The sequence below is a fragment of the Methylomonas sp. Uni0011 genome (genome assembly GCF_056850255.1).
In genome coordinates, this window is the sequence record NZ_JBVVNO010000015.1 from 70,843 (window position 1) to 93,995 (window position 23,153).

A 23,153-nucleotide genomic window follows, 5' to 3' on the forward strand; every position below is an offset into this window, starting at 1 on the left:
AGACCTCGGCCCACTTGCTGTGGCCGGATATTGGTCCTTCTCGGTATCGATGAGTTGAAACTACTGATTGACCATAACAGTTGAATGAACCTGGTCAACTAACTTGCCATTTTCGAAGTTCTTAAAACCTGCTGTGTAAGGGACATCGTGAAACACTCTCTCTATGCAAGCACATTTCATCGCCGTCCCACCTTACAGCGCGGGAAAGGTTTACACAATTTATCTTGAATAGGACTAAAACGCACATTCCCATGTATGCTCGGATCGGATTGGCGCTTAGATGGAGCCTGTGGAAAACCTCACCCTTCGTAAGCGAGATGACCGTAACATGAAGCTGATGTGGTGGACTGGGTGCGAAAACTTTTCCTTATCGACAGGTAACGGAGAAGCTCATCCTTTAACTATGCGCCAGTTCCTGAACCTCGTCCATGGCAGCCTCGGCCACCCGCTCCGGCGCGGCAACAAATTCTGAGGTCGATTGCCCTCAAAAAGCTGTTGTCCGTGTGAATCCAGTATGCTGTTCCTGTGGCCTCTAAAGATTCCAATGATCTTGGCCATGACTTTTATTGGCGGCAAGCCTCCCGCACTGTCCAGCCTGTAATCCGGAAAATAATCGACGCCGCCATGGTTTATCGCAAAAATCATTCCCTGCTTTTTCCATTTATTAGGCTGAGCGCTCGAAGTTCGTGTACTCAATCCTGCCAGTTGCGCGGATGTTGGCGGAAAGGTCGGCAACGCTAATGTGCCGTGCCGGACAGAGGCGCCTGCTTCTTGGTATAAGCCTATCCATTTACGCAGCAGATTGGCATTGATGCCGTGTTCTAACGCGATCTTGGCAACCGATAGTCCCGGTTGCAAACAGATTCGGACCAGTTCCCGTTTCGCTTCCGGATCATAAAGACATCGGCCATCTCGCCCGTGTCCTGCAATCAATGGGCGCGATAAGCGAGTAGTCTGCTCCTTCATAAGTGCCCACCTGATTATAAGTGGACACTATCTCTTCGCTTCTTTCGAGCAAGTGATATAGACGCTGTCTATAGATCGCCTACCAGTCAACTAATCACTACTTTTCATTACAGCCCTACGTGCTCGCACAAGCATGGCAGCCTCCTTAAGCATTCGTGGAGATGGCGGAATCGCGGCACCAAGACCTCGGCCAAAGCCTGGAAAACATTTGGCTCGATGTGACCGAACGCGACCACGACAACGCGGCCTGCATACGAATGCTTGAATTTATTTGGGAATACCGACTAAGGTCGATATTCGCGGGTGGTTTGCAACGATGGCCATGCCCTACTCCTTTGCGAAGATAATAGGGTTCTATAGTTATTTCTAATAACCTTAATACATCCCCTCTTCCAAGTAGCTCAACTGACTTGATCTAGAATAAAGCAATGCACTTCATCACCTACACTTATCGCCGATCTTCTGGTAAACGAATGTTTCGGAAGAAACTCAATCCATAGTCATTCAGGCTTTTGGAAAAAGCCTATTAACCGCCTGTTAATGGCCGCCCGAATAATTGTAGATTGATTGGCATTAAGACTGGGATTCTGCAATGCTACTCGATGAGCTTCCATATTGATTTTTGCAACTAATTCGTCTGGAATACTGAATACATCTTGTGAATTTGGTTTGACAACCAATTCGGAAAGCAAAGCCCCTTCCCATCCATTCTTTGCTAATAAGGATTGTATTGCTTCGACAACCCATTTACTTTTCTGGCGCATGTTATAACCATCTGCCAATATCTTGGCTGGTAACGACAATTTAAGAGTCGCTGGTAGCTTTACAGTGACTTTCCTAATTGATGCATTTGCCTTGATACCCTGGGGACGAACATCAGCCATTTTTTTCTATCCAATAGTCTAAAAATGTTGCAAAGGCTTTCTTTACACTTTTAGGATCATCCCAGTTTAGAGCCTTGAACTCTTCCAAATGATCGTCGTCGACGTTAGCTAGAACCAACGATTTCAGAGCATTTAGATTTGTCGTGTGCCCCAGGGAAACCTTTGCCGTATTGCCACGCCCTCCTCTTTCACCAAACCATTGGCGAAATTGATGAGCTCGTTGGTCAGAGTCCGCTTTAGCTAATTCTAGTAACCTCGCAAACGATGCGTTTCCCTCAATAACGAATTGGATGACCTGTCTAACGTATTCATCATTTCGCGTTTGGACTACATTCATCCATTCATAAGCTTGCGATCTCGAAAGCCCTAAGGTATCAACCAAATCCCGCCACCGGACTGCCCTACCCTTTTCTTCTTGATGCGCTGAGAACTTTATCAGCCACCGTAGTTTGTCACCAATAGATAAATCATCACGTTGAACATTGTCGATGATGCCCAAGCGTTCTACCGTTTGTGCTTGTGGTTTCCGTAAAAATACCTTTACTGTAATTCGTTCAACATGCAAGAGGGTTAAATCCGGCTCCGGATTGATGGTTAGCTCATGTACTCTGTTCTCCTCCTCATCAATGATTGTTTCCAGGTGAAATAAACCGAAAATAGCAGCCATCGTTCGACGCTGCCCACCCATTAACTGAACGTGTTTTCCAGGCAATGCAAATGCAATTGGTGGATTAAGCAAACCAAATTCCTTTAAGCTCATCGCCAAAGTGATAATGCCTTCCAACTCCTCGGTTTTGTTCATTCGATACGGATCATCCTCTTGGATATATCCACGATAGATGTCACTAAGCGTTAAATGAAATGTCCTTGGCTGATCTTCCCATAGCTGAATATCTGCCAACGGTACTTGCCGTAGTTCGTACTCTTGCTGTTTTGCATTTTCAGCTGCCGCAATTTGCGCGGCTACTTTTGAGATCGTACCAGGTTGTACGCCTACTGCATTTCTTTTTAAAAGCCCCGGCTTTCTGGGTAGTCCTTCTTCGTTCATTTGAAGATCCTCTCAAAAATTACTTTGCAAAATTGTTCTGCCTCATTTCGAGCTGGTGTATTTTCGTGCATCTCAAAGAGTGAGCGCGGGTTCGCAAAGGTTGAAGAACTATTAGCATATGTCTGTAAATAACGCATTGGTGGGTAAATTAACTTGTCCCCTAATACTTCATTCTGAATTAGCTGTTCCATTGTTTTTCTTTGGGCAGCTGACTGTGGATCGTATTTTGTTGCCAGGATTCCAACCAATTGTAATTTATTGGTATCGCGCACCTGATTCTCGGCTTGCCATAGTTGCGCCATATCGGCCATACCGGCAACGGAATCTTCTTGCATCTCAGTGGGTATTAATAGGTGGGTGGCTGCACGAGCTGCTGATGCTGTTAATGCGGAGGTTTGGGGTGGGGTATCGATAATGACGAGATCGAACTCGTCTTGGTAATACTCCATCGACAACATAGCCCTCATATGCTCCACAACGGCTTCTTGAATACTATTCCTCTCAACTTGCTCGAGAAAGGATGTCAATTCTCTTTTGTGTGATGGGATAAAACTTAGAGTAGGATGATCTGTGGGATAAGGTTCTGCGTATCCTAATCGGAAAAATTCCGCGATGGACCAATATCCTGGCGGTGCATATGGTAATTCGTCCCATGTCGGATCCTTAGGATCAAAATTTGGATGAAAAGGTGGCGTACCGCCGTCTTCTGTCATCTGTACAAACCTTGCGGAGAAATTGCATTGTGGATCAATGTCAATGCCCAGCACTCGTTTCCCTTCACGGACGCTGTACTCTGTCAACAACTTTGACAAAGTTGTCTTTGCTACTCCACCTTTATGATTACCGATTGTGAGTACTTTCAGTTTTGCGTAATCCGGTATAGTTGTGATCTGTTCTGCTGCCATTTTGCTTTCACCCTATTTTTTTAGAGTCGATTCCTAAGTGTCCGGTACCGGACAGTTCTATTCCTAACTGTACTATACGCTTGATAGTACCACACTGCTTAGTGTATTGTACATTGACCAATTAGTATTTTACGATCATACTTGTTACTAGATATACCGTTTGAGACCTATATTGGAGTTATGAATGGCAGCTTCGCAATCTAAAATGGACAGTTTCCTTGCTAAGCGTGTTGCAGAGTCGAACCAACGACAAAAGGATTTATTCGACGCTGATAAAGAACAGGCAATTGATTTAGCGACGATGAATACAATAGTCAATGAAGCTACACCTATTCTGCCTGTTGAAAATCGAAAAAAAATAAAGGGGATCGGTAGAAAGTTAGTGAAGGCTGCTGATGCACGTTTACTAGAAGCAGAGCAATTAGGTTTATTCACTTCACTATCTGTTTCAGATACGAATGCCATCCCAACTCTTTTAGCGCGTTTACCAATTTTTGTTCCAATTCCAGCACGTTGTCAGCGCAACATGCTTGATAAAGATTTGGCATTCGCGTTTGAAACGCCATTTGGTCGGGGCAGACGTTTTGGACCACCAGTGACTATCGAGGACGAAGATGTTTTATTCGCAATGCTTCAGTTATCGGGTAGGCGCTTAATTGGGCAAGGATCAAAATTACCAGTTCCTCTTAACGATTCATCATGGCTAAACGATGAGCGGGGAAACCTGACTGTCCAAGTTATGATCGCAACAGTAGGACAGATCAACAAAGAACTTGGTATCAATGATTCGGGTCTGAATTACAAAGCAACTATTGAATCAATAAGAAGGCTTGCCCACGTCAGCATCGAACTGGAAACACGAAAAAAGGATTTATACCTTGGAGAAAGTTGGGATGGCCAAACGATCAGACTAGTCGATATTCAATGGCGTGCTTATGAAGAAGACGGGTTGATATTTGCTCAATTCTCACCGCTTATGGTTAAGTGGCTTAGGGAACAGGCAACCTTTCATAACTGGAAAATGCGCCGGAAGATATCCTCAGCAAACGGTAGGGCACTTTATCGTTTTCTTTGCACCCAAGGTAACTATTATAAAAAAGAACTTGAATACATAGCGGATGTGATCCATTGGCATGGCGATCGTTCCCGTTTACGGCCGCGTATGGAAGCAGTATTAAAGCAACTTCGTGACCAGTTTGATTGGTGCGATTTTGTCATACACGGCACAGGAAGAAGTGAACCTTTTGTTCTTGAATTTTCAAGGCGGCGGAAGAATTAAATGAACGAGTATTTAGTTTTTCCGACCTGAAGAGGATCTCTTTGTAAGAACTGCTCTAGTCATGAAATTTCTGAATCTGCCAAACGTTAATTCCCTCGTTAACTTCAAACAGAGCAGGGCATACGTTATATGTTTCAAAGCTACCGCGACCATCCATTCGGTATTCTCGGACTATTTTGAATGCACGTAGCAGATACTTCATTTATTCGTAATACTGAGTAAGAACGTTATCAACTCAAGAAGTGTCCGGCACCGGACAAAATTTTGACTTAAGAATTTCTTAAATTTCTACCCAATTTGACCTCGTCACCTGCCTTAAGGAAAGAGCACCCCTTGGCACTCCGGCTGCGACAGCCTGAGCACTACTGTGGGTTCTTGGCTTAAGACCCTAATCGCACGAGGAATCTCCGTACAATCTAATCCGCCATGTCTTACCCGTAGTGCATTGATTGCACCGACCAGATACGCGATTTCTCTCAAACTCATTTCACATACCTTAATTACGCTTGAGTTAGCCCATTCTCTTTGGCGACACAGGAATAATTCCTACGGATTTTTGGGTGGTGAAACACTGAAATGTCCGCTATACCAAGCCAGTTAGCTCAATTGTTTCTGGAACTGATACCAGCATTGATCTCGGATGCCCATGTCTGGCCCTAACGCGCTTTCCCAGTTCCTTGGACAGTTTATGTATCTGCAGCCCTTCCATACACACTATCGCGGCATATTAGCTGTCGCTTAAAGCAGTACCTATAAAGACAGCGGAAGCACTCTAATTGGCCTCAATTTTCACTTCTGCTTTAATCCACCGCGGTGGTCAAAGCTAAATTGACGCTGATGGCTAGTGGTACCGAGGGCAATCAATATAGAGTCCTGATTTTCGATCCTTGTATGGGTGAAAATCTTATCAACTAGAAGAGGTCGTTTGCCGATTTTGCTCAGTTGTTTTCTTCGTGTACTGAAACTACGGTGAACTAAAGGCTCGTTAAGTTTGGGTTAGCAGGCTGTTGAATTTATATCTTTGGTACTTTAGGGAGTCTATCCCTATTGGCACTCTTTGCAACAGTCAGCAATATTTAGTCATTTTTGCACTGCGCAAACGTCTATCAACCAGTTCTTCAACGGCGTGCTAATTAAGCATATCCTTCATGTAGCCCTACTACGGAGAAAGAAATTGAAATTTTATACTTCCTCGAGCTCTATTGAGTACGTAACTAGCTGATTTTAATTCACATACCAGTAAATTAAGCTCAATTGAATGGGTTAGAAAGTACCTTAATGTAGCGACACTACGGAGAGAAAGTAGAACTTGGGGCCAACGAAAATTCGATATCTCAAATTCCATCACTAGTAAAATCAATGGGTTAAAGGTTAATTCCTCACGAGAATAGCATTCATCAGAGGTTACCTGAGCTTGAATTTAGAAGATTCAATAATTCTTATGTGTAGCAATACTACGGAGATTTGATGTGATCCTTAGTTAAAATGTCCGGTGCCGGACAGAAGGTATCCTTATCAATTAAATCGTACCAACAAAAAATTGCGCGGTTAAGAGGATCAAACAGAACTAATTCGCAACGAATTCGTTCTCGCCCCAACACTACTTTTATGTCGTACTACTACGGAGTAAGCAGCTGATATCGCCTAATTTTGCGGCAAATTGTCTCTTGGAGGTTGAAGTTCCTAAAATTTAGCAGGGTACCGCTGAGTTGAAATTGGACATTTCTTTATGTAGTGCTACTACGGTAGTAAGAAAAGTAGAGGTTGCTGTGCGTTATTTACGAGTTCGACATAACGCTTATGGAGGCATACCAGGGTACACAGTCGTTATTACGGATTGGTGTCCGGTACCGGACATGGCACCAAAAGAAATATTAGATAAGTAGGGTATTGATCTTCATGTAGCATGACTACGGTAAATAATTGGCTAAACCCCTGTAAAAAACCCAAGGATACAAACGATCCTTAATGTCGTTATACTACGGAGAAAGCAATGGGTTTTGTAGACAATTGCTGCGTTAGGCAGGGCAGGGCAGGGCAGGGCAGGGCAGGGCAGGGCAGGGCAGGGCAGGCATCCTAATGTTGTAAGACAATTGCAGTCAACCGTTTTAGTCTTAGGGACTTTCTAACAACCTCTGCTTTTAGCAGAAAAAGCAATATAACCTATTGATTTTATTCTGGTGTAATTAAGGTAGGTTTGATGTCGCGACACTACGGATGATTCTGGTCCCTAATTATTAAAGAATCCATGCGGAAACTAGAAATTAGTGGTTTCCTTATGCTTCTGGGATGGGATCACCTTAAATGTCGAATGCGGCGTTTAGCTTCATGTCGTTAGATTACGGAGTAAGAAATTAGCTGTAGAGCCATTAATTCATACTGCTCCGCAATATATTTCATGTCATCTTTGTGTTCTCCGAAATGGGTATCAAAGTCAACTCAAATTGGATTTAACGAAATTATTTTGGTTTTACCCGCCGATGACTGCGGCGGTACTTAGAAAGACTTAATTAATACTATAAAAAGACTATAATCTCAGTCCAACTGGTTTTCTTTATTTATTTCAGTGAGTTACCGTTTGAATTCGTTTATTTCATGTTACTTTAAAACGGAATAAACGGAGCGCTACTACGGTCTTGATGGTTAAAAAAAACGGGAATAGTGTTCGCAAACAACGAAATTAACGCAGTTTGAACACGGAATGTTGTGGATAACTGTGATTGGCTGTTGATAACTGTTGCGCATTTCTCCGCTCCATGAGGAATTTGTATTGGAACTGAATCAATATCACAATAAATCGTTTGATAGGTTGCTGATCTGACAATAAGGGCTTGTGGTGCTCAGAGTTCAAGAACAAATGCTTTGCCTACTTCATTGTTATTTTCATTTTCTTATCGAGCCGTTCTGTGGATTTTTCAAACCAACGGTTCCCTATGTACGATGATGATCGGCAGTTTTCCCAAAGGCATCTTGCTAGATTACGATTACATTAATTAGTCGACTGCAGTTCGGGACTTCGCCAGGCTTCTAAGACAAATTCCACCAATTCGGTAACGCATAAGCGAATTAGCTGAAACCCTGCGATCAGCAGAATCGCCGCAGAAAACAGCACGGTCATAGTAACTAATAATATTTTCATCAGATCCTCCATCAAACCAGTCGTGTTGGCTGTGGGGGAGCATTGTTTCAGTTTTTATTGATATATCAAGTCGATATGGAGCAACAATCTGTTGCGTGACTTAGGCGATTTGGCACACTTCAATGGGTTGGCTAACAAACTTGATGTGAAATATTTTTGGGTAATGATCTGAGCAAGACGCAGCGTAACAAACTCTAACTAGTAGGTTGTCGATTTTCTAGGCACGCGTAACCCCTTTGAATCCTAATTTGTCCAGGTCGAGTTGTTCAACAAAGACATCAACGACCCGAATAGGATTGTCCGCGGCGAAAAGTCCAATTGCTCAGGAAATAGGGTTACCTAAGTTCGGTCTGTACTCTGAATGAAGCGCTTCATCTACACTCCCGGCTAATTGGCCGCGAGATTTTTTAATAAATCTCGCGATTCTACACAGCCTGGGTCGATAGCGACACAAACTCTGGAAAAAGTATTGCTCATTCTCGAGTCGTTTACAGAACGATATCCCCTTTATTGGTTTGTCCCTCTTGTAAGCGTTTTTGCATCTCGCTTTCCTTTTCGGCATCAAATATATCGATGGCAGTATTTAGCGGAACGATGTTTTTTAATACCAGATTACATAAACCAGAACGCAAGGCTACAAGCTTCACCAATCGCTCATCCTCAGGATGCTCTTTAGCTAAATTTTCGCTTTTGGTCTCCAAGGATGGATCTAGGCAAAAGTTTTTTGGTTTGTCTTCAGGCCAAAGCTTTTCATCACCCGCTGCAAAGGCCCCACTTCAGAATATCCACAGCGCCAATATTATTCTTTCCACGCCTATTACCTGCTTTTGACTTCTTTGATGAAAGTGTAGCGTCAACTGTGATTGACGCCAACATTGCGCGTTAGTCTAAATCGGTGCTATGCAACGCTCATCATCATGCCGAGGATTATTAACCCAATCGCCAACCGGTGTCGCAACCATGTGGGTGTAGGATGGTTTATCGAATAACCCATAGACATCGTCCGCATTTGCAGCTTTGTTTAGCCAGTCGTGATAATGCTCCGGCGAAATGATCACCGGCATCCGCTCATGAATCGATTGCATCAATGCGTTGGCAGCGGTGGTGATGATGGTGCATGAATACAAGGTTTCGGCTTCGTGCTGCCACTGTTCCCATAATCCAGCAAAGGCGAAGGGCTGAAGATCATCGCGGTGGATGTGAAACGCTTGTTTGCCGTTACGGCGTTCCCATTCGTAAAAGCCGTCTGCGGGTATCAAGCAGCGTCGATGTTTAAACGCACTGCGAAACGAGGGCTTTTCCCGTAGGCTCTCCATGCGGGCGTTGATCAGGTGCGAACTGTTTTTGCTGTCTTTCGCCCAGGAGGGCACCAATCCCCAAAACAGATTCACCGCCTTGCGCGAGCCATCATCGAGCTCGACGATGTTCAAAATCTTCCGGCTCGGCGCGATATTGTAGCTGGGCTGAAATCGAATCTGCCTCAACACCTGAAAATGCTCGGCCAAGGTTGCCGCGTCAGTGGTCAGGCTGTAGCGACCGCACATGACTGACACGCGAATAAAGAACAAATATAGAACAAATGCATTTTCGACGGTAGACTATGCAGCCCTAGAAGTTGCCATGGAGCGATGATGTCGAATCTGCCGTTACAGTTCAAGTTGAAGCGTCGCGCGTTTGCTGGGTTGCATCTGGACCAACCTGCCATCTTGACGCCTAAGCGGCCACTGTCTGCATGCCGTTTGCCATTATTCGCCAGCAAAGTCTCTGCGGGCTTCCCGTCGCCGGCAGCGGATTATGTCGACAAAACCCTTGATCTGAACGAACTGCTGGTGCAAAAACCGGCAGCCACTTTTTTTGTCCGTGCTCAAGGCGATTCGATGCTGGGGGCCGGCATCCATCCCAACGACATTCTGGTGGTGGATCGCTCGATAGAGCCGGTTTCAGGCAAAATCGTGATCTGCGCGTTGAATGGCGAGCTGACGGTCAAACGCTTGGTATTGGAAGACGAGCAATGGAAACTGCGCGCTGAAAATCCGGCCTATCCCGATTTTCCACTCCACGACGACCTGGAGCTGGTGGTTTGGGGTGTGGTGACCAACGTCATTCATGCCGTGTGACGGAGTTCGTTACCCCACCAGCCAAGCTGATCGGCCTGGTCGATTGCAACAATTTTTACGTCAGCTGTGAACGGGTGTTTCGGCCCGATCTGATCGGCAAACCGGTGGCCGTACTCAGTAACAACGATGGCTGCATCGTTGCCCGCAGCAATGAAGTCAAAGCGCTGGGTATCAAAATGGGCGTACCGCTGTTTCAGGTGCGGCAGTTGGTGGATCAGCATCAGATCCAGCTATTCTCGTCCAATTACACGCTGTAGTAAGTTATTTGGAATCAAAATTATTGGTGCCATAATCTGGTGAACAGATTTAGTTCCGAGTGGAGTTACACGTTCATGACTAATCTCGTTTGGGAACGTTACCCCTTTCTTTCTGAAAACCCGTACGGTAGATCATGGCTGGTTCTGCTGGGTAACTTGGGACGTGCCGACGCAACGCTCGACGCCTATGCGCGCGCACTCAGCAATTACTTTAGATTTTGCCAAGGCTTGGGAGTGGAAGCCGAAAAAGCCACGCTGGAGCACGTCTCCCTTTATGTTCGGTATCTGGGTGGCGATGCTCAGGATGGAAAAACGTCATACCGCCACTCGAATGCTACGATGCAGCAGTACCTTACGGCAGTTCGCCTGTGGTATGACCATTTGGTTTACCAAGATATTCGGGACTTTAATCCAGTCCCTCGTGGCACTTATCTGAATCGAAATAGCGACTACCATCCTGGATTTGCGCACGGCTTGATTCGGCGACTTAAACTACTACCTGCTATTCCCTCGGAAGAGGATTGGAAAAAACTCATCGAAGCGGTTACTCAGGAATCTCTTCGAAATAGATTGATGTTCGCGCTAGCTTATTATGGCGCTTTGCGGCGTGAAGAATTGGTGAACTTGCATGTCACCGATTTCGATTTTGCTCATCGCCTCATTCGTATTCGACCCGAAACCACAAAGAGCAGTACACCTCGAACAGTCTGTTATGCCGCTACTGCTGGAAATGCATTGAGCGAATATTTGGTTTATCGTCATCGGATCAATCAGCAAGCCGGATTAGTATTTTTCTCCGAATCACGCCGCAACGCTGGTCAGCCAATTTCGAAATGGACCTGGAGCAAGATTGTCGAAGGCTTGGCAAAACAGGCCGGTGTCGAGGGCTTTAGTACGCATAGCTTGCGCCATCTGCGTTTGACTCACCTCGCACAAGCTGGCTGGAAACTGCATGAGCTGAGTGCCTATGCGGGACACCGCAACCCGCAAACGACATTGATGTACCTTCATCTTTCCGGCGCAGACCTACTAAACCGGATGACTGAGGCCATCCGTTATGCCGATGCCAAAATCGACGCGGCTTTATTTGCGAAGATGGAGTAATGCCCTATGGCTCAATTAGATTCTGTAAGTGCGAAGAATTGGCAATGGCCTCTTGATTTGGCTCAGTATGATCGAAGTCCATATCTATCGGAAACTGAAGAATGTTCATTGGTCAGTTGGAGTAATACCATGAGGGTTAGAGCTGCTGTGCCAAGGCTTTATTTGCCGCTACGGGATGTGGCGGCTTTGAGTTCGAAGCAAAGCCTGCTAGAAAGGCACGCCAAAGCTCAGACCGCCATCCTGCAAGAGATTCAGCGAACTCAGCAGCCCTACTGGGCTTGGAGTCAGCAGGCTTGGATTGATTTAGTCCGCCACCCATTAATCCACTCAAGCGCACGACTTTTCATCACTGCGAATGCTTATCTTCTTTGCGATTTCCGCCTCGTCCATTGCATTGGCCCTATATTTTATTTATCCGGTCTTGGGCGATTGATTTTCGGAGAAGAACTTTTCGAACGCGAATGTGGGCGTTTACATCAGGCTTTACAGAAAATTGGGTATGGCAAAGTTAATCTGCAACAGAATTTTCCATCCATCCTGGCAGCGGTAATGCTGGAAAACCGCAACCCCTACCTAGAAAGTTTCGATACCGAACTCTTGGAACGCACCCGTGAAAAGTACAGCGCCCAAGCTCACGGTATCGGCAAGCTCTCCCACGGGTTGGCCGCACTGGGAATCCTGCCCGAGCCACTCCGGATGCGCAATTATGTCTCATGGAAGGAAAAAAGCGGTGGTGGTATTGCGCCGCAATGGGTCGATTATTGCCGGCGATGGCGGGAAACATCGACCTTGCAACCTAAAACACGGGAGTCTAACTACAGCTATATTCTGCGTGCTGGCCTGTGGCTAGCCCAAATTCATCCAGAAATCACCAGTCCGGCGGATTGGACGGTCGAAACCTGTGCTGATTTTCTCGCAGCCCTAAATCGGCTCAAGGTTGGCGAATGGCAGCTTCATTCGTTCGACTATACTGGGCGAGTTAATCTAGGAACGCCGCTTGGCGCTAATTCCAAACGCTCCGTACTGTATGCCATGCGGCGTTTCTTCCGTGACATTCAACATTGGGGCTGGGTCCGGCTGAAGTTTAATCCGTATTATCATTTGGCCACACCGAATTCAATCTTGAGATTATGCGGCCCCAATCCGCGAGCCATAGACGACAATTTTTGGCTCAAATTGGTATGGGCCAGCCTCAATCTTGAAGCGAACGATAAACTGAGTGAGATTTGGTATCCCTTAGAAATGTTGCGGGCGATCAGCGTCGTATGGACTCATGCCGGACTGCGGCAGAACGAAATCATCCGCCTTCCCGTCGGCTGTGCGCGAGCCCAAAATGATCCCATTATTGATGAAACGACCGGCACAACAATTGCCGCCGGTACATTATGCTATTTAGATGTGCCGGCCGGCAAAACCTTCACCGCCTTCGCAAAACCGGTGAGTGCAATCGTCCGGCAGTTTATCACTGAATGGGAAGCAATTCGGCCTGAACAAGGTTTCTTAATCGATCCCAAGACAGGTGAACGCGTACGGTTTTTGTTTCAGTACCGTGGCAAGACGATTGGACACTCGGCAATCAATGATACGATCATCCCGATGTTATGCGCCAAAGCCGGATTGCCTGTAGAGGACAGCAGAGGCAAAATCAGCAGCCACAGGGGACGGGCCTCGGCTGTCACTGCCTTAGCTAGCGTACCTCAAGGGATGTCCCTATTTGATTTGATGCGATGGTCAGGCCATCGCAGTCCAAAATCTACTTTGTACTATATTCGCACGAAACCTACGCAGTTAGCCGGCGCTTTTGCGAAAGCTGATCAGATGTCACACCTAATCGAAGTACTTATCGACCATACAGCCGTGGTCAGTGGAGCCGCAGCCAAGGGTGAGCCTTACCGATATTATGATTTAGGCTCCTCTTATTGCTCAAACCCCTTCTGGAGTACCTGCCCACACCGTATGGCCTGCGCTGGCTGCGACTTCAATATACCCAAGGATTCGGTCAAGGGTGAAGCACTGGCGGCCAAAGCGTTTTTGCACCGTTATCTTGAGGAGGTGCCATTAACGCCCGAGGAACAACAGATCGTCAAGGGTGACCTTCAGAAGCTGGAAGCCATGCTGGACAAGCTAAAAAATGTTCCAACCCTGGATGGCAGAACGCCGCAGCAAATTCATGGGAATGAAGTTCCCTAATAAATTAGAACAAAAAGTATACTTTGGCGCCACTTAAAAAGCTTATTCATATGTCCGACCCACGCAATTCCCTTTCTGCACTGCCGCCGCGACCCCTGATTGCCTTAGTGGACTGCAACTCATTTTATGTCAGTTGCGAGTGCGTATTCCGTCCGGATTTATGGGATAAGCCGGTAGGCGTACTCAGCAATAACGATGGTTGCTTTATCGCTAGGAACAAGGCTTTAAAATCCCTCGGTGTCAAAATGGGGGTGCCGCTTTATCAAGTGGCCGACTTGGTTAAAAAACATGATGTCCATCTATTTTCATCAAATTTCGCGTTATATGGCGACATGTCATCCAGAGTGATGTCATTATTAGAGACATTTTCACCGAGCACCGAAATTTATTCGATTGACGAGGCATTCTTAGATTTGACCGGGATTTGTCAGCAAGACCCTATCGGTTATGGTCTCACTATTAAACAATCGATCCAGAAAAATACCGGCATCCCAGTTTGCGTCGGAATGGGGCCGACTAAAACGTTGGCGAAACTGGCAAATTTTGCCGCTAAAAAATGGCCTAAAACCAACGGTGTTGTGGATTTGTCCTGCCCTCAACGGCGGGAGCGGTTAATGCGCCTGTTACCGGTCAATGAAGTCTGGGGTATCGGTTCAAGCCTAAGCCAGCAGCTCTCGCAACTCGGCATTCACACCGTCTGGACTTTGGCGCAGCAGCCCGTTCAACGAATGCAGTCGCAGTTTAGTGTTGTTTTGGCTCGAACGATCATGGAATTAAATGGCATTTCCTGCCTGGAGCTTGCAGAAATAGCGCAGGACAAACAAGAATTCATGTGTTCCCGAAGTTTTAAGCGGCCTTTAGAAAATTTGAAGGAATTATCGGAAGCTTTAGCCGAGTTCTGCAGCCGGGCAGCGGAAAAGCTCAGAGCACAGGATTCGACAGCAGATCGTTTAACCGTGTTTATCAGGACTAACCCGTTTAATCCACAAGAACCTCAATATCAACGTTCAGCAACTTTGAAATTGGCAATAGGCACGCAAGATACACGCAGGTTGATCAATGTTGCCAAGCAGTTGTTGCAGGGTATTTACAAGGAGGGTTACCGTTACCAGAAATGCGGAATCCAATTAAGTGGCCTTTACCCCAATACCATGCCTGGTCAGACGGATTTGTTTGCCAACCCAAAATCTTCAAAGGAGCGAGAGTTAATGGCCTGCTTCGATAAAATCAACCATCGGTTTCCTAAGTCCATATCTATAGCCGCCACAGGATTAAACAAAAGCTGGCAGTTCCAGCCCGAACGCATGTCAAAACGCTATACAACCCAGTGGGATGAGTTGGCGATTGTAAAATGCAGCTAGCTAATCATTACTCAGAGTGGGCAAAAAGATACCTGATGTGCTTACAGGATGGGTAGTGAAAGGGAAGCAACGACCCAAACTTGACGGTCGCACTTCTCCAAACCAGTCAGTCAGCTAAATCCAGCGCCTGGGAACTGGAGATCTACAAAGCGGTCATTGGCGACCGCATCCAACGGCCAATTTTGCGACATCCACATATAGAGGGTGCCTGCCAATATCGAGCCCTCGCCATTTCGGCAAACACAGAGTGAGAAATCAATAAACACCTTTCACTCGGTTTTACTTACAGCCATTTTTTGCGGGACAAGTGATTACTGAAGGTGAACATGATAGCGATTATGTAAGAACCCAATTGAATTTTGTATTTTAAAAAACTGTGCGTAACCATAGGCTGTAATAATAGCTACCCATCACTAAAACGTTAACGAGGTAAGACATGGGTAAAGGTCGGCTGGAGGCATTCAGTGATGGGGTACTGGCCATCATTATCACCATCATGGTATTGGAATTGAAAGTACCCCATTCTGCGGACATCAATTCGCTGATTCCTTTGATTCCTGTGCTTTTAAGCTATGTGTTGAGCTTCGTCTATGTAGGCATTTACTGGAATAACCATCACCATTTACTGCAAACATGCCAAAAAGTCACTGGTTCGATACTGTGGGCAAACCTGCATTTATTGTTCTGGTTATCGTTATTTCCTTTCACAACTGCCTGGATGGGGGAAAATCACTTTGCGGCTATACCAACGATGGCTTACGGAGTGGTTCTATTGATGGCAGCAATCGCTTACATATTAATACAATACCTCATCATCGTTTCACAAGGGGCAAATTCGCTATTAAAAAGAGCTGTCGGTAGCGACTGGAAGGGTAAATCCTCACCATTGATTTACTTAATAGCGACACTAAGCACGTTTTGGTCGCCATGGTTAGCTCAAGGGCTTTATGTGCTGGTCGCATTGCTATGGTTAGTGCCAGATCGACGTATTGAGAACGTGATGTCTGAATATTAAAAGGATTTTTGATTTGCCAAGCAAATGACCAAATAAAACTGGGCTTTTCGTTGTAACCTTAACAATAAATTGAGTTGGTGAAGGTCTGCTCAAGCCTATTTGAAGGTCAGCTATTGAGAAACATGTATGGCGGCTTTCTGGCCGATTGGTTCAGCACCAATTAAAGCAATGGCTTGCGCGTCAATTTTTCTTGAAAATCTGCAATAATCAGAGGTTTCCTAACCCCTTTAAACGCCATAATCGGACTTTTGATTTAGTTTTGCCTAACCTGTGATTTTTTAAAAACCTATCCGCAGACTTTTCAATACTTCTGCCACTTCGGGTTTTGCGGCCGATGTGGGCGGGAATATAGCGCAGATGGTGCGACGAATTTCCGGATCTGACAGATAACGAACTCGAATCTGATCTGCATTTTTGGTGATGGTGAATTCCGGCATTAGCGCAACACCGATTCCGGCGCGTACCATACTCAGTATCCACTCTTCGCTATTACTTCTATAGGCAGCATAAAGATTGACCTGCCGCCCCTGGCACACACTCCTCAGTGTTTCACGCAATTCACAGTTCAGGCGATCCAAGTAAGGTTCAGCTTGTATGGTCGCTAAATCAATTTGTTGCATTTGATTGAAACGGTGTTTGTCGTTGAAGACAACGACATAGCGTTCTTCGTAAAGCTCTAAAGACTGGTAATGCTCTGCCAGTAAGGATGTTGGTGCACTGATAACTAAATCCAGGCCCTCTTCATCAAGTTGATTCAATAGATTGCATTCACTGTCGACGACTAATTCCAGTTCTACATGGGGTCGTTCTTGCTGAAAGTCAGTGAAGAATGGACTTAAATGGTGTGCGGCAATTGTCGTCATCACGCCGATGCGAAGTGGCACAGTATTTAAGCGGCTGAAACGCACAGCCTCAGCTTTGACAGCTTGCGTCTTGCGCACTATTTCACGTATAGAAGGTTCGACCAAACGTCCTAAGGCCGTCAACCGACATCCGCTGCGGTCTCGGCTAAATAGCTCACCGCCAAGTTCATCTTCCAATTTCTTAATTGCTTGCGTCAGGGAGGGTTGGGCCACATAGGTTGCTTGTGCAGCGCGAGTGAATGAGCCTTTATCGCAGACGGCCAGAAAATAGCGAATTTGTTGCATTTCCACAGCTTGTCTCCTTTCTTGAATAGGAAAAACCTATTATTTCATAGAAAATTGGTATTTTACAATTAACATAACTCATTATTTAATATAAACACCAAGTCACCTAAATATTCAATATTCCTATGAAAACAGCAAAATTAATCGTAATGTACCCTACACCAACAGATTTAAAAACTTTTGAACGTCGTTATGCTGATGAGCATGTGCCGATGGCTGTCGAAAAGCTGGCCGGCAAAACACGATTTGTCGCCTCATTGATTCTTTCCAATGCAGACAAATCTGCAGCGCAGTTTCATCGGATTGCCGAGGTTTATTTTCCATCCCTCGCCGAATTAGAGGCTTGTCTGAATTCACCAGGCGGCCAAGAAACAGCTCAGCATGCCGTTGAGATTTCTAGCGGTGGTGAGCCGTTGTTTCTGATCTCCGAGGTGGAAACCTTTGATTTCTAATCCGACCATCGGATTTAACATAATCACTGTGGAGGCAAATCAATGCCTAACTCTATCAACAAACTAAAAACGGCGGCTTATAAGCGCATTAGGTGGATGGGTCTGCTGCCTGTTGTCTTTTGGGTCGGATTAATGCCAACTATTGCCCAAGCGCATCGAGGTGCGCCTGACGAGGCCGATGCTTGCGTTACGAGGGTTGGTTTTGAACGAGTCCATTTCACGGCCTATACCCCGACTCTGTCAGGGGATCGGGAATATTGCAGCATCATTCCCGAAATCGGCCCAACTAATTTGGTGTTCGACTACGAAGGTAAAAGTCTGCGCAATGTCAGCGTGGAATTCGAAATCACCAAAGAACCTGAAGGGCAAAGGGTTTTTTATCAGCAGCCGAAAAAAGTTAAAAACGGTACTTTCGATAGTACGGTCGATTTTAGTCAATATGGTGCTGGTAATTATTTGGCACACATCGCTATTGTCGACAAGGATAAGCGTCTTGATACTCATATTCCGTTCTCTGTTGGCCTGGAATCGGTTCCGGGAAAAGGCTATATGCTGCAGATTGTGATGATCGGAAGCTTGTTGTTGCTGGCTTTTATAGTAATGAAGTTGGCGAATAAGGAAGCGCCCAATCACTCACCTGGGGCATGAGCGAATGGTACAGGCGAGTCAAACGTACTTAGGGGGAATATGACTATGAATATGGCTCAATTAAAGGTTTTTCTTTTAAGAACCAATTCTTGGCAGAAAGTGCTATTCGGGTTACCGATATTAGTAATGGTTGTCATGCTTTTGATGGATCATAGCGGCGACTCGGTAGAATTGGGGCAGGCCGTGTATCGACCTGAGATGCTGCAACGTCATTGCAAAGCTGATCAACTCAGTGGAGCCGCTGGAGAGACTTATGGTGAAGAAACCGAAAATGGCATCAAATACAATGTCCGCACACCAGCCAATTATGATGCATCCGTTGCCCACCCACTATTACTGGTATTTTCTCCGGCCGGATCGAATCGGGCTAAAACCGAAAAAACAACTGGGTTCACTTTTCCTGCTACCCAAGCCGGTTTCATCGTAGCCTATGCGGATCACCCGGAATTATCGCCCAGCACTACCGTAGAATTAGGCACCATTCCCAGTTTAATGGCCAAAAAGTGGTGTATTGATGAAAAACAGGTCTATGTTACGGGACATTCCGATGGAGGGACTTCGGCAATGGCATTAGCGTTTATGACTGGCACACGACACATCCCACGTGCAATTGCGCCGAGCGCAGCAGGGGTTGCGTATGATGATTTACGCGACCGCAAATGCCCCGAGCCCTTGCCGGTTATGATCATGCACAGCAGCAAGGATCGCCTGTTTCCTGGTTATGGTCAGCAAGCGGTGGGTTGGTGGGCAGCTTGTAATAAATGTGATCCTATTCCGGATAAAATCGCAAATGGTTGCTCCTCTTATTCAGGGTGTGCCGGGGGCGTAAAAACGTTGTACTGTGAAGGTGATCAAATCCATTCACATTGGCCCGAGCGAAGTCAGGATATTGTCGAGTTTTTTGTGTCAGCGACTCAAGTTAGCCCACTGGCAAAGTGAAATTGGCTCTATATGAATCGTAATGGGTGCAAAGGTAAACCCGAAAGCAAACGGTCACCCGGATTCCTCTCGGGTCTGCCTGCTCCTTTTAGTGGCTGAACAGTTGGTTGACAACCGACCTGGACGTATTGAGCCAGGAGCCATCAAACGACGACCCAAAACGAAGCCGAATACCGGACAGCCGATTGGGTTACATGGTGCCTTAATTATTAAAATGGGATAGCTACTCCGAGCGACGGGTTTTGGCCGATTCTGTTGAAAAGTCGGTTTTGTTAAAATTTTAACCAATTTTGCCGTTCGTCAAAATGATAACTGTTTGTTTTCAAAAATAGCTTGCTTTTTAATTCCACATAAATGCCGATATGTCGGCACGGGTGATGTCGATTCTGGAAACCTTCGCGCCGACAGTGGAAGTCTATTCCATCGACGAAGCCTTTCTCGATTTCACCGAGTTGTACCCTTGTCGTCAAGACCCCATTACCTACGCCAAACAGATTAAACAAACCGTCCAGCGTCAGGTCGGGATTCCGGTCTGCGTCGGCCTGGGTCCGACTAAGACCTTGGCCAAACTCGCCAACTTTGCCGCCAAAAAATGGCCACAAACCGGCGGCGTGCTGAATCTGTCCGATCTGCTCAGACGGGAAAAACTGATGAAGATCGTGCCGATCGATGAAGTCTGGGGCATTGGTCGCCAGTTATCCAAACAACTCAATCAGCTGGGCATAAGCACGGTTTGGGATTTAGCCCGGCAATCACCGCGGGAAATGCAACAACGATTCAGCGTGGTCCTGGCCCGAACCATGATGGAACTCAACGGCATAAGCTGTCTGGATTTGGAAGAAATCGCCCCCAACAAACAGCAAATCGTCTGCTCGCGCAGCTTCAGCCGCAAACTGACCACGCTGCAAGAACTCAGTCCGGCGATGGCCGAATTTGCTTGCCGTGCCACCGAAAAACTCCGCCAGCAACACTCGGTGACCGGCTATGTCACTGCCTTTATTCGCACCAATCCTTTCGCCGAACACGAACCGCAATACCAGCGTGCCGCCAGTCAAAAACTCCAATTCCCCAGCCAGGACAGCCGCATCATTACCGGCATCGTGCAACAATTGCTCAAGGAGATTTACCGCACCGGCTATAGCTATCAAAAATGCGGGGTACAGCTCAGCCAGATTCAACCGCAAACCGCGCCGGAACAATTTGATTTATTCGGCAACAACCAAACCCAGGAAAGCCCTCAGCTGATGCAAGCCGTGGATCAGATCAATCGCCGGTTTCCTAAAGGCATTGCCATTGCCAGCACGCGGATCGATCAAACCTGGAAGCCCAAGGCGGAGAGGATTTCACAGCGCTATACGACGAATTGGCGGGATTTAGCTACGGTGAATTGCCGCTAGCAAATCAATTTAACCTGAATGGGTGATACTGTATTGCCAACTCCCCGCTATAAGGTGTTTGATCGAACTGTATACCCGCGCGACGTTCAAAGCGGCTAAGAGGTCGCGGCTCGGACTGATTCACCACTGATGTTGCGGACGCTCTAGGCCGAACAAATCATGAACTTCGTTGATGGCGCTGGAGGAAATCATGCCCATAACGACGCGATTCATTTTTTTGATAATTTCCGGCAAACGGGGGCTGTGAATGCCTTCATCTTCCAGGTGGCACAGGTAGAAAAAGGCCAGCTCGTTTAACGAGCCCAGCACTCGTCTGCTGTTGGTGTTGGCAAACCTGACTTCGGCAAAGTCGGTCATCAGATTTTGAATAAAGGTCTGCTCGAAACCTTCCGCGGCCAATACGCAATGCAGATAGGATTTAAACAGTTGGATCAGTTGGGTAGCGTCAAGCTGGGGTACATCGGCAATCAAGAAATTGAAAAGCGTTTGGTCGTTGGCTACCAACAGACAGGGGCGACCGTCGATCTCGATTAGATTGAGGTGCCACGAGCAGAAATTAGAGGTTTCGACACTCGCATCGACCAGGTCGGTTTTTTTCAGCTTGAGTGCAGTTTGCAGCTTTTTGGTACAGCGTAAAACCAGCATTATTTGCCGCCCCAACGGTTAAACAAGATACGCATGATCGCTGCGTTGGCCAATCGCCGGTCAAATCTCTCAGGGTCGAAATCGCCGTCTGCCCATTCGAGCAAATGGGCGGCTTCTTCAGAATTCGGTTCCTCCTGCAGGACTTCCAGAAAATCGGCATAACCCTCCGGGCCGCCGACATCTTCCGGAGGACCAGAGCGTGCGCCATCCAATACCCAGGCGCCGCCTTTGGGATCGTTGTCTAAGTCGTTGCGAATCTCCTCGACGGTCACCAGGTGTTCCCAGTTATCACCCAAATCGTAGCGATAGAGCATAGTGTCACCGGTAGCCAGCAAGCGATTCAAATAGGCTTTGCGCTCGTCCAGCATATCGAGCTCATCGCCTGGGTCCGGCAGGGCATAAATCTGGTCTCGAATTTTAAACTGATGCAGGTGATAGTCGCTCCAGCCAAAGGCGGCCTGAATAAAGTGGTGTAACTTCGCCAAACTGATACGGCCATCGACTTCCAACCTTCGCCAGATCGGTGGGCGAATTTCATTAGGCCTAAGCTCGATATGCAGCGTGTACAAGCATGGTTGACTGGTACTGTTGGTGTGTTTCTTACGAACGGGCTTTTGCTCGACCATGTCGAATCTCGATATATTAATGCGCTGTAGTTTAACCCTACGGCAACCGAATTCGAATCGACAATATTGATCGCGCGTTTTGATAAAGCGGCTTACACTACCCATTCGACTGATTCACCCGTGCAGGAGTTATCAGATGTCTTTATCCATGTTTGCCATTTCGGTTCCGCCCCTCGTCCGCAGTCTGACGCAATTACGGTCCATTCTGGAAAAAGCGACTGATTTCGCAGAGACCAAAAGGTTTGATCCGTCGGTATTGGTCAACGCACGCCTATATCCCGACATGTACCCGTTGAAGCGTCAGGTGCAAATTGCTAGTGACGTTTCCAAGGGTGCTGTTTCCCGTTTAGCCGGACAGGAGCCTCCGAAGTTCGACGATGTTGAAAACTCGTTTGCCGAGTTGATCGAGCGAGTTGATAAAACATTGGCGCATATCAACTCGTTTCCCGCGGAGCAAATAGATGGATCGGAAGCCAAGACGATTTTGCTGCCCTTGCATGACCGCACATTGACCTTTACCGGCTTAACCTACGTAACAGACTTTGTGCTACCCAATGTTTATTTTCACGTAACCACTACTTACGCCATTCTGCGGCACAACGGGTTGGAAATCGGCAAGAAGGATTACCTGGGTGACTTAGGTTGATTGTGGATTAATTCGAAAGCTGACATCCATTTAGTTTGGCTGACGGTGACATTTCGACCCCAATTTTACCGGTTGCTTTTCTACATTGCGGCCAGTCGGGGAAATCCAGATTTTGGAAATCTGGCGGACTGCAAAGCAGCCGCTGGCGACCTCAACCAACCGGCCAATTGCCGTCCTTCGAGGTTGATCTCTGAATGTCCGGTATAAGTCACAGATTGCTCATTTAACATGGAGTTGTGGGGCTTCGCGCAAAGGTTATGCCTTGGCTGCCTGTAGAAGTGAGATGAACTCAGAGAGGTTTGGTAACTCGTCATAGCATACTCCCTGAAGAATGGTGGGATCCCATGAGGCTTTGTACGCAACACATAGTTGGGCAACGATTTGCAG

At 46.6% G+C, this 23,153-nt stretch carries 22 protein-coding genes and 1 pseudogene; 12 read left to right on the forward strand and 11 right to left on the reverse strand.

Annotated features, from left to right (window positions below; all coding sequences use genetic code 11):
• Positions 1-390 precede the first annotated feature (390 nt).
• The 4 genes from AC0IM9_RS15575 to AC0IM9_RS15590 form a co-directional block, all read right to left on the reverse strand.
• The gene (locus AC0IM9_RS15575) at positions 391-966 is read right to left on the reverse strand and encodes a transposase (RefSeq protein WP_269770679.1); all 576 of its coding nucleotides are present in this window, start codon (positions 964-966) and stop codon (positions 391-393) included.
• A 500-nt stretch (positions 967-1,466) separates the two neighbouring features.
• Positions 1,467-1,850 (reverse strand): hypothetical protein, encoded by a 384-nt coding sequence (locus tag AC0IM9_RS15580; RefSeq protein ID WP_096876923.1) that lies wholly within the window; start codon positions 1,848-1,850, stop codon positions 1,467-1,469.
• Positions 1,843-2,898 (reverse strand): ParB/RepB/Spo0J family partition protein, encoded by a 1,056-nt coding sequence (locus AC0IM9_RS15585; RefSeq protein WP_096876922.1) that lies wholly within the window; start codon positions 2,896-2,898, stop codon positions 1,843-1,845. The genes AC0IM9_RS15580 and AC0IM9_RS15585 overlap by 8 nt, the downstream gene beginning before the upstream one ends.
• Positions 2,895-3,803 (reverse strand): ParA family protein, encoded by a 909-nt coding sequence (locus tag AC0IM9_RS15590; protein ID WP_096876921.1) that lies wholly within the window; start codon positions 3,801-3,803, stop codon positions 2,895-2,897. Before AC0IM9_RS15590 ends, AC0IM9_RS15585 begins: the two co-directional genes overlap by 4 nt.
• A 184-nt stretch (positions 3,804-3,987) precedes the next feature.
• On the opposite strand from AC0IM9_RS15590, the gene AC0IM9_RS15595 reads away from it, so the two are divergent.
• Positions 3,988-5,082 (forward strand): hypothetical protein, encoded by a 1,095-nt coding sequence (locus AC0IM9_RS15595; protein ID WP_157770386.1) that lies wholly within the window; start codon positions 3,988-3,990, stop codon positions 5,080-5,082.
• Positions 5,083-8,071: 2,989 nt separating this feature from the next.
• Here the strand turns inward: AC0IM9_RS15595 and AC0IM9_RS15600 are convergent.
• From AC0IM9_RS15600 to AC0IM9_RS15615, 4 genes and pseudogenes are all read right to left on the reverse strand, one after another.
• A complete protein-coding gene (locus AC0IM9_RS15600; protein WP_157198352.1) occupies positions 8,072-8,221 on the reverse strand; it encodes a hypothetical protein in 150 nt (49 codons plus the stop codon).
• A 220-nt stretch (positions 8,222-8,441) separates the two neighbouring features.
• A pseudogene (locus AC0IM9_RS15605) lies at positions 8,442-8,596 on the reverse strand (IS5/IS1182 family transposase); the annotation flags it as partial.
• 113 nt (positions 8,597-8,709) lie between these two features.
• Complete coding sequence (locus AC0IM9_RS15610; protein WP_445369974.1) at positions 8,710-8,922, reverse strand: hypothetical protein; 213 nt, start codon at positions 8,920-8,922, stop codon at positions 8,710-8,712.
• 186 nt (positions 8,923-9,108) lie between these two features.
• Positions 9,109-9,765: an SOS response-associated peptidase gene (locus tag AC0IM9_RS15615; RefSeq protein WP_445370122.1), complete on the reverse strand. Its 657-nt coding sequence runs from the start codon at positions 9,763-9,765 to the stop codon at positions 9,109-9,111.
• 84 nt (positions 9,766-9,849) lie between these two features.
• Here AC0IM9_RS15615 and AC0IM9_RS15620 point away from each other — a divergent pair, with 84 nt between their 5' ends.
• From AC0IM9_RS15620 to AC0IM9_RS15645, 6 genes are all read left to right on the forward strand, one after another.
• Complete coding sequence (locus AC0IM9_RS15620; protein WP_332461698.1) at positions 9,850-10,338, forward strand: LexA family protein; 489 nt, start codon at positions 9,850-9,852, stop codon at positions 10,336-10,338.
• Positions 10,335-10,595 (forward strand): Y-family DNA polymerase, encoded by a 261-nt coding sequence (locus tag AC0IM9_RS15625; RefSeq protein ID WP_505331668.1) that lies wholly within the window; start codon positions 10,335-10,337, stop codon positions 10,593-10,595. Before AC0IM9_RS15620 ends, AC0IM9_RS15625 begins: the two co-directional genes overlap by 4 nt.
• A 75-nt stretch (positions 10,596-10,670) precedes the next feature.
• A complete protein-coding gene (locus tag AC0IM9_RS15630) occupies positions 10,671-11,699 on the forward strand; it encodes a tyrosine-type recombinase/integrase (protein ID WP_482804620.1) in 1,029 nt (342 codons plus the stop codon).
• Positions 11,700-11,705: 6 nt separating this feature from the next.
• Positions 11,706-13,889: a site-specific integrase gene (locus AC0IM9_RS15635; RefSeq protein ID WP_482804621.1), complete on the forward strand. Its 2,184-nt coding sequence runs from the start codon at positions 11,706-11,708 to the stop codon at positions 13,887-13,889.
• A gap of 50 nt (positions 13,890-13,939) precedes the next feature.
• Positions 13,940-15,250, forward strand: a complete 1,311-nt coding sequence (locus AC0IM9_RS15640; protein WP_445369476.1) for a Y-family DNA polymerase — start codon at positions 13,940-13,942, stop codon at positions 15,248-15,250.
• Between the two features lie 436 nt (positions 15,251-15,686).
• Positions 15,687-16,265, forward strand: a complete 579-nt coding sequence (locus tag AC0IM9_RS15645) for a TMEM175 family protein (RefSeq protein ID WP_482804622.1) — start codon at positions 15,687-15,689, stop codon at positions 16,263-16,265.
• 278 nt (positions 16,266-16,543) lie between these two features.
• On the opposite strand, the gene AC0IM9_RS15650 is transcribed toward AC0IM9_RS15645, so the two are convergent.
• A complete protein-coding gene (locus AC0IM9_RS15650; RefSeq protein ID WP_445369978.1) occupies positions 16,544-17,419 on the reverse strand; it encodes a LysR family transcriptional regulator in 876 nt (291 codons plus the stop codon).
• A gap of 119 nt (positions 17,420-17,538) precedes the next feature.
• Here AC0IM9_RS15650 and AC0IM9_RS15655 point away from each other — a divergent pair, with 119 nt between their 5' ends.
• The 4 genes from AC0IM9_RS15655 (at position 17,539) to AC0IM9_RS15670 (ending at position 20,849) form a co-directional block, all read left to right on the forward strand.
• Positions 17,539-17,865, forward strand: a complete 327-nt coding sequence (locus AC0IM9_RS15655) for an EthD family reductase (RefSeq protein ID WP_205453080.1) — start codon at positions 17,539-17,541, stop codon at positions 17,863-17,865.
• 42 nt (positions 17,866-17,907) lie between these two features.
• On the forward strand, positions 17,908-18,513 hold the full coding sequence (locus AC0IM9_RS15660; protein ID WP_445369979.1) for a hypothetical protein: 606 nt from the start codon (positions 17,908-17,910) through the stop codon (positions 18,511-18,513).
• Between the two features lie 45 nt (positions 18,514-18,558).
• Positions 18,559-19,452 (forward strand): CE1 family esterase, encoded by an 894-nt coding sequence (locus AC0IM9_RS15665; RefSeq protein ID WP_445369980.1) that lies wholly within the window; start codon positions 18,559-18,561, stop codon positions 19,450-19,452.
• Between the two features lie 362 nt (positions 19,453-19,814).
• Complete coding sequence (locus AC0IM9_RS15670) at positions 19,815-20,849, forward strand: Y-family DNA polymerase (protein WP_482804623.1); 1,035 nt, start codon at positions 19,815-19,817, stop codon at positions 20,847-20,849.
• Between the two features lie 120 nt (positions 20,850-20,969).
• Here the strand turns inward: AC0IM9_RS15670 and AC0IM9_RS15675 are convergent, their stop codons facing one another.
• Positions 20,970-21,494 (reverse strand): DUF6933 domain-containing protein, encoded by a 525-nt coding sequence (locus AC0IM9_RS15675; RefSeq protein WP_064023767.1) that lies wholly within the window; start codon positions 21,492-21,494, stop codon positions 20,970-20,972.
• The gene (locus AC0IM9_RS15680) at positions 21,494-22,120 is read right to left on the reverse strand and encodes a plasmid pRiA4b ORF-3 family protein (protein WP_445369982.1); all 627 of its coding nucleotides are present in this window, start codon (positions 22,118-22,120) and stop codon (positions 21,494-21,496) included. The genes AC0IM9_RS15675 and AC0IM9_RS15680 overlap by 1 nt, the downstream gene beginning before the upstream one ends.
• 136 nt (positions 22,121-22,256) lie before the next feature.
• On the opposite strand from AC0IM9_RS15680, the gene AC0IM9_RS15685 reads away from it, so the two are divergent.
• On the forward strand, positions 22,257-22,766 hold the full coding sequence (locus AC0IM9_RS15685) for a DUF1993 domain-containing protein (RefSeq protein WP_256612431.1): 510 nt from the start codon (positions 22,257-22,259) through the stop codon (positions 22,764-22,766).
• Positions 22,767-23,153: the final 387 nt, after the last annotated feature.